8 protein-coding genes and 1 pseudogene are annotated in these 10577 nt (G+C 69.5%); 5 read left to right on the top strand and 4 right to left on the bottom strand.

The genetic code is table 11. From position 1 onward, the window contains the following. Positions 1 to 948: pseudogene (locus D7X99_RS29680) on the bottom strand (OmpA family protein); the annotation flags it as partial. A gap of 435 nt (positions 949 to 1383) precedes the next feature. On the opposite strand from D7X99_RS29680, the gene D7X99_RS29675 reads away from it, so the two are divergent. Both D7X99_RS29675 and D7X99_RS29670 read left to right on the top strand, forming a co-directional pair. Further along, entirely contained in the window at positions 1384 to 2211 is an 828-nt protein-coding gene (locus tag D7X99_RS29675) for a PPK2 family polyphosphate kinase (protein ID WP_121780721.1), read from the top strand. An 86-nt stretch (positions 2212 to 2297) separates the two neighbouring features. Then, positions 2298 to 3305 carry a fatty acid desaturase gene (locus tag D7X99_RS29670; RefSeq protein WP_121780720.1) on the top strand — a complete coding sequence of 336 codons (1008 nt, stop codon included), beginning with the start codon at positions 2298 to 2300 and terminating at the stop codon, positions 3303 to 3305. 60 nt (positions 3306 to 3365) lie between these two features. On the opposite strand, the gene D7X99_RS29665 is transcribed toward D7X99_RS29670, so the two are convergent. Next, on the bottom strand, positions 3366 to 3842 hold the full coding sequence (locus D7X99_RS29665; protein ID WP_158627091.1) for a bacterioferritin: 477 nt from the start codon (positions 3840 to 3842) through the stop codon (positions 3366 to 3368). A 241-nt stretch (positions 3843 to 4083) separates the two neighbouring features. Between D7X99_RS29665 and D7X99_RS29660 the strand changes: the two genes are divergently transcribed. Together D7X99_RS29660 and D7X99_RS29655 are read left to right on the top strand one after the other, a co-directional pair. Next, positions 4084 to 6495 carry a helicase-related protein gene (locus tag D7X99_RS29660; protein ID WP_121780718.1) on the top strand — a complete coding sequence of 804 codons (2412 nt, stop codon included), beginning with the start codon at positions 4084 to 4086 and terminating at the stop codon, positions 6493 to 6495. 21 nt (positions 6496 to 6516) lie between these two features. Continuing rightward, entirely contained in the window at positions 6517 to 6720 is a 204-nt protein-coding gene (locus D7X99_RS29655; protein ID WP_121780717.1) for a hypothetical protein, read from the top strand. 30 nt (positions 6721 to 6750) lie between these two features. Here D7X99_RS29655 and D7X99_RS29650 read toward each other — a convergent pair whose 3' ends face one another. Next, positions 6751 to 7122 (bottom strand): DUSAM domain-containing protein, encoded by a 372-nt coding sequence (locus D7X99_RS29650; RefSeq protein WP_121780716.1) that lies wholly within the window; start codon positions 7120 to 7122, stop codon positions 6751 to 6753. 542 nt (positions 7123 to 7664) lie between these two features. On the opposite strand from D7X99_RS29650, the gene D7X99_RS29640 reads away from it, so the two are divergent. Continuing rightward, positions 7665 to 9383, top strand: a complete 1719-nt coding sequence (locus D7X99_RS29640; RefSeq protein ID WP_121780715.1) for a radical SAM protein — start codon at positions 7665 to 7667, stop codon at positions 9381 to 9383. Positions 9384 to 9440: 57 nt separating this feature from the next. On the opposite strand, the gene D7X99_RS29635 is transcribed toward D7X99_RS29640, so the two are convergent. Beyond that, entirely contained in the window at positions 9441 to 10526 is a 1086-nt protein-coding gene (locus D7X99_RS29635; protein ID WP_199756378.1) for a DUF6600 domain-containing protein, read from the bottom strand. Positions 10527 to 10577 lie beyond the last annotated feature (51 nt).

Below are 10577 nucleotides of genomic sequence, written 5' to 3'. Positions count from 1 at the left end.
GGCGGGCGTGGGGGGAAGGGCTTCCGCGATGCGGGGACGCATCACCGGCTGGACTGCCTGGAGCGCGGACACCGACAGGCCGGCCATCACGCGGAAGGCGGGCGTGCCCGGCGCGGTGCCCAGGCCGGGGCCGCCCAGCGCGAACACCTCCATCCGGGAGCCCAGCGCATAGCGGCCTCCTGCCAGCAGCTCCATGGGCATGGGGCTGTCCGTCAGGGGGACCGCGGAGCGCAGGCCCAGCTCACCGCGCAGCTTGTGGCCCGTGGTGGCCACGGTGGCCGCCCAGGGCAGCTCCGAGCCGACCGAGTTCGAACCCACCGCCGTGCGGTTGCGCAGCCGGACGCCCGCCTCCAGGCCCAGCACCACCGGACCCACCGTGCGGCCCGCGGACACGCGCGGCGTCACGTCCCAGCCGCCGCTGCCCTGGAGCGCGTCCTTGTTGCCCACGGGCAGGCCCACCGCCAGCTCCGCCGCCAGCGACACCGGCGCGGACGCCTCATCCAGGAGCCCCAGCCGGCCCTGCAACACCGGCGTCCCCAGGCCCCACGACGAGGGGGACGTCATGCCCACGTTGGAGAACCCGCGCGTGCCCTGGTGGGCCATGAGGGGGAGGATGGCGCCCACCTCGAACCGCTTGCTCACCGTATAGGTGCCCGCCAGTTGCACTTGCGTGCGCGACCCGACGAGCGAGTCCATCCGCTCTCCATCGCGGTAGAGCGTGAGCGGAGAGCGCTCGTAGTGCGCCGCCAGGGCCAGGCGCAGCTCACCGGGCTCGCGCAGGCTGCCCGCCGCCGTGCCGAGCGCGGCGCGCGACGTGGGGTTGAGGCTCAGCCGCTCCAGGTCGAAAGCAGGGGCGGTGGTCGAGGCGGCGCTGGCCAGGGAGGGCAGCAGGGCCAGGGTGGACAACAAACGAAGGCGGGTCGGCAGGAGCATGGAGGTTCGGAACATCTGGCTCTCGTGATGTGGCGGGTCGGGCTGGCGACAGGGGGGACGAAAGCTGAACGGGCGAGATGCGGATTTGTGAGGGATTGATTTCTGGAGACTTGTTTGGACCGCCAGGGCAGCTCTTGAGCCTGGTTTTGCCGCTTGTCGCGGAGGCAATCGCAAGCAGTGAAACAGCCGCATTGCTGGAGTGTGACTGGATTCGGGGGGCTCGCGGAGCACCTGGCGGGGCGTCTTGTCTGGATTCAAGAACCAGGATCTGGAAACTGGACAGCCTGTCGGCCCAAGAGGGAGTCGGCACGCTGTCCAGCCGCCACAGCCTGTGCCGGAGGGTCCTTGAAAGGTTCGACTCGGACGTTCTGCCGCCGTCCTGGCTCGGAACGGTGTGAATCCGCCTGCGCTCAGGGCACGCTTGCGCCCACACCAGGAGCGAAGGGGACCATGGACATCATCCGCAACGACAAGCAGGGCGCGAAGGTGAAGCTGGAGCGCACCCCCACGGGACCGCCGAAGAAGACGGACAAGGAGGTGGCCAAGGCGGAGTTCGACGTGCTGGGCGAGGAGCTGTTCGATCTCCAGGACCTGCTGTGGGGCGCGAAGATGAACTCCGTCCTCATCGTCCTGCAGGGGCGCGACACCGCCGGCAAGGACGGCACCATCAAGCACGTGGTGGGCAGCCTCAATCCGCGCGGGGTGAGCGTCACCTCCTTTGGTGTGCCCAGCACGGAGGAGCGGGAGCACGACTTCCTCTGGCGCGTGCACTGCAAGACCCCGCGCCTGGGCGAGTTCTCCATCTTCAACCGCTCCCACTACGAGGACGTGCTCGTGGCGCGGGTGAACAACCTGGTGCCCAAGGCGCTCTGGAAGTCGCGCTACCAGCACATCCGCGACTTCGAGACCCTCCTCTGGGAGCACGGCACCCTCATCCTCAAGTTCTTCCTCCACATCAGCCAGGAGGAGCAGGAGCAGCGGCTGCTGGCGCGCGAGGAGGAGCCGCGCAAGGCGTGGAAGATCGCCGCGGGCGACTGGGAGGACCGCAAGCACTGGGCGGACTACACGCGCGCCTACGAGGATGTCTTCGCCCTCACGTCCACCGAGCAGGCGCCCTGGCACCTGGTGCCCTCGGACGCCAAGTGGTACCGCAACCTGGTGGTGGCCCGCGCCGTGGCGGAGGCCCTGCGCCCCTACCGTGAAACCTGGCAGGCCCGGCTGGACGAGGTGGGCAAGCAGAAGAAGGCGGAGCTTCGCGCCTGGCGTAAGAAGCGCTGACCCGGCCGTGACATGGGGATGGGACAACGCTCGCGGTCATCCGTCCCGGTGTGTCGCCGGGCGGGCACCGCCGGAGCCCTGTCCCCATGGAACGAACCGCGTCGCCATCGAGCAAGGACCTCATTGCCCGCACGCGTCCCTACGCGGCCCAGGACACCGCGCGCTCCCTCTGGGCGCTCGGCTCCACCTACGCCGCGCTCGTGGGCGCGGTGGTGCTGGCGGTGGCCGCGCCCTGGTGGCCCCTGCGCATCGTGGGCGGCCTCATTGAAGCGCTGGTGCTCATCCGCTGCTTCATCCTCTTCCACGACGCGATGCACGGGGCGCTCCTGCCGAAGTCCCGGTGGGCCAAGGCGCTCTTCCAGGTGCAGGGGCTGCTCACGCTCACCCCGGCGCGCATCTGGAATGAGACGCACAACCATCACCACGCCAACACCGCCCGCATCGCGGCGGACTCGGCGGGCACCTTCGCCACCTGGACCACGGATCAATGGCGCAAGGCCACCGGCGCACAGCGCCTGGGCTACGTGGTGGAGCGCCACCCGGTGACGCAGCTGTTCGGCTACTTCACCGCGTTCCTCTACAGCCTGTGCCTCCAGCCGTTCGTGAAGAACCCGAAGCGCTACTGGACGTCCGGGCTGGCGCTGGGCGTGCACGTGGCCCTGTCCGCGGCCGTCTGGCATGGCTTTGGCCTGGGCGTCTATCTCACGGCCTTCCTGGGGCCGCTGTTCGCCGCGTACGCGCTGGGCACGTACCTGTTCTACGCGCAGCACAACTTCGACGACGTGGCCATCCTGCCGGAGGCGTCGTGGAGCCACGCGGACGCGGCGCTGGAGGCCAGCAGCTACATGCGCTTCGGGCCGGTGATGGAGTGGTTCACGGGCAACATCGGCTACCACCACGTCCACCACCTCAACCCGCGCATCCCGTTCTACCGGCTGCCGGAGGCGATGGCGTCCATCCCGGAGCTCCAGGGGCCGCACGTCACCACGCTCACGCTGAAGGACATCGTGGGGTGCCTGCGGCTGAACCTGTGGGATCCGTCGCTGAAGCGGATGGTGCGCTACCGCGACGTGCAGGTGGCACCGGGCGCCTGAGGATCCTCGGCCCGGCGGGTCCGTTCGGGACCCGCCCGAGGAACCCACCGGGCCGGGGTCTCAAGGCTTCAGCAGCGCGTGCAGGGCGTTGGCGTGGGCCTCCTCTTCGTCGAGGAGCTCCTCCAGCAGCCGCCGCGTGGTGGGATCGCGTTCCGCGAAGTAGGGGATGAGGTCGCGGTACGACGCGATGGCGACGCGCTCCGCCTCCAGGTTCTCGCGCAGCAGCTCCACCAGCGTGCGCCCTTCGTTGTCCTGGGTGTCACCGCTGGACATAAGCCCTCCAAGGTTGAAATCCGGCCGGCCGCCCAGCTGTTGGATGCGCTCGACGAGCCTGAGCGCGTGGTCCTGTTCATCGCGAGCGTGCAGGCCGAAAGCGGCCTTCATCGCCTCGTGACACGCGCCTCCCGCCAGCAGGGCGTGGCGCGTGTAGCGCCGCACGCAGACGACCTTGGTCGCCAGCGCGGCGTTGAGCAGCGTGATGCGGACCCCCAGCTCCCCCGGGTCGGTCTCGGACGGCTGCGAATGCGTGTCGGCCATGGCATTGCCCCCGGGCGGCTGCGTGTCCGGAAGCTGGGGGGCCCGGGCGGCGCCGTCCATCCCATCTGCCCCCGCGTGCCGGGAGCGCCGCGCCTGTCCGTCCCGCCCCGGGGCCCGTTGTATCTGGCAAGGGCCTTTCGCTGACGCCTGCTTCCACGCAGGGCGCGGGCAGGGACGTTGTCCGCGAACATCCCTTGCGGCCTCCAGGGCGGAGGAGGGGGTTCGGGGTTAGTCTTCGCCAATGAGCTCGAGCCCATCCAGCCGGCCGTCCGTCGTCGTGGCGGAGCTGGGGCCCACGAACACCGGGAAGACCTTTCGCGCCATCGAACGGATGCTCGAGCACGACTCCGGCATCATCGGGTTGCCGCTTCGCCTGCTTGCCCGTGAGGTCTACGACCGGGTGACCGCGAAGGTGGGCGAGGGCCGGGTCGCGCTGATGACGGGCGAGGAGAAGCGCGTCCCGCCCCGGCCCGACTATTGGATCTGCACCGTGGAGGCGATGCCGACCGACCGGGAGGTGGACTTCCTCGCGGTGGATGAAATCCAGCTCGCCGCGCACCGGGAGCGTGGGCACGTCTTCACGGATCGACTGCTGCACGCGCGCGGCCGCAAGGAGACCTGGTTCCTGGGCGCGGACACCATGCGGCCCATGGTGCAGGCGCTGATTCCCCATGCGACCACGAAGCGCGCCATGCGCCTGTCGCAGCTGCGCTATGCCGGGCGCCGCTCGCTGAAGAGCCTGCCGCCGCGCTCGGCGGTGGTCGCGTTCTCCGCGGACCGCGTCTATGAGCTGGCCGAAGCGCTGCGTCGTCTGCGGGGCGGGGTGGCGGTGGTGCTGGGCGCGCTGTCACCGCGTACGCGCAACGCGCAGGTGGCCATGTATCAATCCGGCGAGGTCCAGTATCTCGTGGCCACGGATGCCATTGGCATGGGGTTGAACCTGGACCTCAACCACGTGGCCTTCGCGACGCTCTCCAAGTACGACGGCGCCGAACAGCGCGACCTGTATCCGGACGAGCTGGCGCAGATCGCCGGTCGCGCGGGGCGCCACCTCAACGACGGGAGCTTCGGCGCGCTGAACACGCTGCCGGAGCTGCCGCCGCGCATCGTCTCCGCCATCGAAACCCACCGCTTCCCAGCAGTGCGCAGCCTTGTCTGGCGCAATTCCTCGCTCGACTTCGCAAGCCCGGAAGCGCTGCTGGATTCATTGTCGCGAGCGCCGCGCGACAGCGCCTTCGTCCGGGTGGAGCGCGCGGACGACTTCGACGCGCTCAAGGGCTTGTCCGGGGTGCCGGCCATCCGCGAGCTCACCACCGACAAGGCCTCCGTGGAGCTGCTGTGGCAGGTCTGCCAGATCCCGGATTTTCGCAAGGGGCTCTTCGGGCAGCACGTCGCGCTGCTTCGCGAGACGTTCCTCCAGCTGACGGCCGGGGACGGGAAGCTGGATCCGACGTGGCTGGGCCGGCAGGTGTCGCCGCTGGACGATGCCTCCGGGGACATCCACACGCTGATGGACCGGCTCGCGGCCATCCGCATCTGGACGTACATCAGCCATCGTCCGGGTTGGCTGAACGACGCGGAGGACTGGCAGGAGCGCACGCGTCTCATCGAGGACGCGCTGGGAGACGCCCTGCACGAGCGGCTGGTGGAGCGCTTCGTGCAGCGGGCCGCGAGGAGGAGCGCGCGCCGCTTCGTGAGGGCCAGCGCGCAGTTGCAGGCCGGTGCCTCGGACAATCCATTCGCGAAGCTGGGGCTCCTGTTGACGGAGGTGCCGGGCGCGGAAGGCGCGTTGATGACGGAGGAGCAGTTCGTCCAGCGCGTGGTGGACGCGACGCACGACGCCTTTGAGGTGGACGCGACGGGGCGAATCTCCTTCGAGGCGCAGCCGTTGGCCCGGCTGGTGCGGGGGCGCGACCGGCGCTCGCCGCAGCTGGCGTTGGCGGAGCCGGAGGTGTGGACAGGAGGCGCGCGTCAGCGATTGGAGCGCCGGCTGGTGGCGCTGGCGAGGGACCTGGTCACGGAGGCCATGGGAGGCTTTCCCGCGGAGTCCTTCACGGGCGAGGGTCGCGCACCGGCGATGCGGGGCGTGGCCTACCGGCTGGCGGAAGGGCTGGGTGTCATCTCCCAGGGCGAGGCGCGCGAGCAGTGGCGGCTCCTGGACGAGGAGTCGCGGGAGCGGCTGAAGACGCAGGGCGTCCACGAGGGCCAGCGGTTCCTCTATGTCACCCAGGCCCTGTCGCCCCAGGCGCTGGAGCGGCGGGCCATGTTGACGGCGCTGTTCCAGCAGGCGCCGTGTCCGCAGGGCATTCCCCAGGAGCCGGCGCTGAATGTCTCGTCGCTGGCCGGCCGGAGCGCGCGGGCCTTCGGCTACGAGGTCATCGGACCGGTGGCGCTGCGCATCGACATCGTGGAGCGGCTGGGCGAGGGATTGCGGAACCCGCAGGGCGCGAAGCAGGTGCAGGCGCTCATGCAACAACTGCGATTGGAGGGCGGCGTCCGCGCGCAGGTGCTGCGGGCGTTGGGTGGACAGCCTCAGGGTGCTGCCTCGAAGAAGCGGCGGCGCAGGCGGGGACGAAAGCCGTCGGCGCCGGATACGAGTGGTGTTCGCGGTCGTGAGACGGCAGGCTCGGGCCGGCTCAACGACCGCCCATGATGAAACGGGGCCTTCGAGGCCATGGGTTACCGCGAGGCGGAACGGCAGCGCTCGCCCGACTGCGCCCAGGGTGTGTCCCAGGCGGTGGCGCAGCTCAGCGCGGAGATCCGGGGCCTCGCCTCCCCGCTCTTCCTGCTCCTGAACGAGTACTTGATGGAGGAGAAACAGGACGCGGAGCTCCAGGCCGTGCTGCGCTCCGCGAACCTGGCCGAACTGCTGGAGTGACAGCGCTACATTGGCGCCGCACCCTGGCCGTCATGGATCGTCAGACATGCCGGATAGCTGCTCCAAGGCGAGCTCGCGGTAGTAGGGGACGACTTCGACAGCAAGTACGTCGCGCATCTGCTGGCGCGCGCTGTCGAAGTCCCCCTGCCGCTGGAACCTCCACATCCCGTGCAGTGCGTCTGTCAGGCGGTTCGATCCCTCTGCGATGCGTCGCTCGGCCTCGCGCACCAAGGCCAGCGCCTCGGTCCTGGTGCTCAAGGCAGTCTCTGCATTCGAGATGGAGACTTCCTCCGCGATGCGCAGCAAGAGGGTGCGCACGTCGTCACTCAGTGTCAGTGGCGCTCCCTCGCGAAGGACGCGCCGTGCAAGGTCGCGGAACGGGCTCCAGTCGGGTGTGCTCATTCGGTTCTCATCGTTTCGGCTTGGATGGGCGGCACATATCAAGGGGCCAATCGTGTTGCCCTTCGCACCTGCGCAGACAGTCAGTGCAGGGACCCGCGAATCTACCGTCTACGCAGGCGTTCCAGTTTCGCAAGCACCTGTTCTTCCACGTGGGCAGGCGTGGATCATCCACGTAATCGTCCGCCTCGGAGCTGGCGTGTGTGCCGGTGGCGCCGACACCCGCGGCCATGATGACCGAAGCTTCGGCGGCGGTGAGTCCGCATGCTTCTGGGAGTCCTGGGTGTCGCTGAATGCAATCCGTCTCGGTGTCCATCGCGATGGAGACACATCCCAGGCTGAAAGCCGCGAGGAAGGGGGCAAGGCTGCGCCACGAGCGGGCGGTTCTCAGGGCTGTCACGAGGCGCGGACCCTACTGCGGAGGGGGGCCGTCCAGGGAGCAGGCCGGCGGCCCGGAGGGAGGGGAGGCGACGAATCCACGCGGGGCCTGCCCGGATTCGCCTATACGCTGGCCTTCGTCTCCCTCCCAGTCCGGTGGTCGTCCCATGAGCAGTGGTCGTGCCCTCTCGCCAGTCCTCCTCGTCGGTGCCGGAACGGGCGAAGCCACGTGCGGCATCCTCTACCTGGCGAGCTACCTGCGGCGCGGCGGGATTGAAGCCTTCGTACGCCTGTGGGACGGGGACGAGAGCGCGGGGGATGTGACGCAGTCCTTCGAGCGCCTCATCGCCCGCGTTCGCCCGAAGCTCATCGGCATCAGCCTCAAGTGGTTCCACCACGTGGACCGCGCGCTGCTCATCGCCCGGACCATCCGGAAGATCGACCCGTCCATCCGCATCGTCGTGGGAGGCAACTCCGCGTCGTACTGGTGGAAGGAATTGAGCGGCTACGACTGCATCGACCACGTCATCCTGGGCGATGGGGAAGTCCCCCTGCTGGCGCTCTGCAACGGAGAGGAAGCCCCGCCCAACGTCGTGACGCGGACGCCGGACGGCCGTCCCCGCCGGTTGCCGCTGGCGTACGTGCAGCGCGCCACCAACACGCAGGACGTCTACTACTCGCACTTCAACGAGATCTTCCTCAGCCAGATGGACGCGCACTCCTTCTCCGGCTGGGTCGCGCCTGGGAAGGGCTGCGGCGAGAACTGCCTCTATTGCGGCGGGGCGCGAGGCAACCAGAAGGCGGACTTCGGGCGCGCGAAGCCGTTCCTGCGCGCCGAGGAGAACGTGCGCCGCGACCATCAGGAGATCGCCAGCCGGACCTGGCAGATGCGCTACGACTTCGCGGGAAGCACGGCGGAGTTCCTGGGGAGCACCTGGGCGGGCGTGGACCTGTCACGCCACTGCTGCACGTACTTCCTCTGGGGCGTACCGCGCGTGGAGTTGGTCGAGGCACTGGCGGAGACCTTCCAGCGCATCTACATGGTCATCGACATCGGCTGCTTCTCCGAACAGCAGCGGCTGGAGCAGATGTCCAAGGGCCTGCTCAAGCCCTGCGCGAAGGACCGCGAGCTGCTGGAGGTCATCGAGTCCGTCCGCCGCCATCCGAACGTGGAGATTGAAATCTCCGGCATCGGGGGCCTGCCGTTCACGAGCCGGGAGCGGCTGGCGGAGGAGCTGCGGCTGGTGGAGCGCATCATCGGCCTGGACTGCGTGGTGGGCTACCAGCGGCTGGAGGCGCAGCCCGGGGCGCTCGTCACGGAGCACCCCGCGCGCTTCGACATGGTGACGGAGGCGAAGACGTTCGCGGAGTTCCTCGGCTACTTCGAGCGGCGCGAGCCCGGCGACGTGTCCGTGCCGATGATCCGCTTCAACGACAAGGAGCTGGAGGCGGCGGTGCAGCGCACCTCGGACCGGGTGGACGCGCTGGCCTGGAAGCACCGGGACGCGAGGAAGCACGTCGACCTCAGCGGGCGCACGCGGCTCAAGAACACTGCGTCCTCGGCGGAGCGCTTCACTCTGGGGGACTGGCTGGGCAGCCACCGGGCGCCCGCGAAGATGGCGAAGGAGCCGGTGACGGTCCTGCGCTCGGTGGACGGAATCACGTTGAGCTGCGCGCCGTCCGTCAACCCGCGAAGGTTCACCGACCCCACGCTGACGCAAGGGGATGACGGCGCCATCCTCCTCGCCGCCCTGGCCGCCTTCGAAAAGCCCACTACCGTCTCCAGCGCGGTGACCCAGTTGGGCACCAAGGAGAGGCTGGATCCGCACTCCGCTCGCGAGGTCATCGACCATCTGGTGGATGGGCGCTTCCTTCAGCCCGCGTAGGCGCCAGGGCGCGCGCTTGTTTCCTGGATGAATCAGCACCTGCCACTGCCCCTGTCATCAGCGGTGCTGGGAACCTCCGGAGTGTCCACTCGATGGATGGGAGGGAGCCGGCGCATGCGGAGCCGGCTCATGCGGCTCAGCGGGCGCATGAGGAGCGGCAGGCTCATGGGGCGCCACGGGCGCATGAGGAGCGGCAGGCTCATGGGGCGCCACGGGCTCATGGGGCGCCACGGGCTCATGGGGCGCGGCGTGCTCCGGCACCACGGGCTCATGCGGCGCGGAGGGGACCTCGGAACGCGGAGGCGGGGCCACTTCATGCGGCGTAACCGGTGTCGCGGGAACCGCATGGCGGGGCACTGCCGGCGCGGGCCGTGACGGGGCCACGCTGGTCCCAGTGCGAGCGCGCGGCGGATGCCCCGTGGGAGGCGTCATCGGCTTCGCGAGCGGAACCGCCTGTCCGGTGACCCGGGCGACCTCCCTGGGCTCCGGCCCCCGGTTCCAGTGCCCCTGGTGTGCCGCCACGTGCTCGCCCACGGGCTGTGTCTGACGCAGCAGCTCCGGGACCCGTGCGGGAGGCAGCCGGTGCCGCCAGGCGTCGGGCCGCACGAAGTCGTTCGTACCCACGAACGTCCAGCCGAGCCCGACCCCGACCCCGACCCCAACCCCGATACTGATGCCCGGCGGCGCGAGGGGCTGCCAGCCAATGAAGCCATCCCCCCATCGCCAGTCCACCCAGGCAGGGGCCCACTCACTGTCCGGCCACCACACCCAGCCCGCCGACGGCGTGACGAACCACCGCCCGTAGTGGAAGGGGGCCCAGCCCCAATCCCAATCGCTCTCGAAGGTCCAGCCCCAATCGCTGGAGACCCACCGGCCGCCGGTGGAATACGGGACGAAGTCCGTTCCCACGACGTTCGGATCCGGCCGCCAGACCCAGCCGACGTCCGGCAGGTCAATCCACGATCCGTAAGGCGCCAGATCCGATCGGAACTGGGACATGGGGTTGTCCAGGGGCGTCGAGCTCGACGTCACCTGCGGCCCGAATTCCTCCGGACCCATCGCGCAGCTGCTGGTTGCCAGGATGGCAATCGCGGTGGTGGCGCCGGTCCGAAGCCAGCGCACCCGGGTGTGCCAGGGGCTCATGTCCGGTTCCTTTCGTGGGGGTTCTCTGCCGAAAGGTGAGGACGCCTTCAC

The sequence above is a fragment of the Corallococcus sp. AB032C genome, from assembly GCF_003668935.1.
GTDB classification, from domain to species: Bacteria; Myxococcota; Myxococcia; order Myxococcales; family Myxococcaceae; genus Corallococcus; species Corallococcus exiguus.
Note: the sequence above shows the minus strand (reverse complement) of the source record. Positions and strands in the feature narration are given on the sequence as shown.

Bases quoted from the DNA above. Each gene is read 5' to 3' on its own strand.
- D7X99_RS29675 (WP_121780721.1), top strand. From the start codon at position 1,384: ATGGACATCATCCGCAACGACAAGCAGGGCGCGAAGGTGAAGCTGGAG.
- D7X99_RS29670 (WP_121780720.1), top strand. From the start codon at position 2,298: ATGGAACGAACCGCGTCGCCATCGAGCAAGGACCTCATTGCCCGCACG.
- D7X99_RS29665 (WP_158627091.1), bottom strand. From the start codon at position 3,842: ATGGCCGACACGCATTCGCAGCCGTCCGAGACCGACCCGGGGGAGCTG.
- D7X99_RS29660 (WP_121780718.1), top strand. From the start codon at position 4,084: ATGAGCTCGAGCCCATCCAGCCGGCCGTCCGTCGTCGTGGCGGAGCTG.
- D7X99_RS29655 (WP_121780717.1), top strand. From the start codon at position 6,517: ATGGGTTACCGCGAGGCGGAACGGCAGCGCTCGCCCGACTGCGCCCAG.
- D7X99_RS29650 (WP_121780716.1), bottom strand. From the start codon at position 7,122: ATGAGCACACCCGACTGGAGCCCGTTCCGCGACCTTGCACGGCGCGTC.
- D7X99_RS29640 (WP_121780715.1), top strand. From the start codon at position 7,665: ATGAGCAGTGGTCGTGCCCTCTCGCCAGTCCTCCTCGTCGGTGCCGGA.
- D7X99_RS29635 (WP_199756378.1), bottom strand. From the start codon at position 10,526: ATGAGCCCCTGGCACACCCGGGTGCGCTGGCTTCGGACCGGCGCCACC.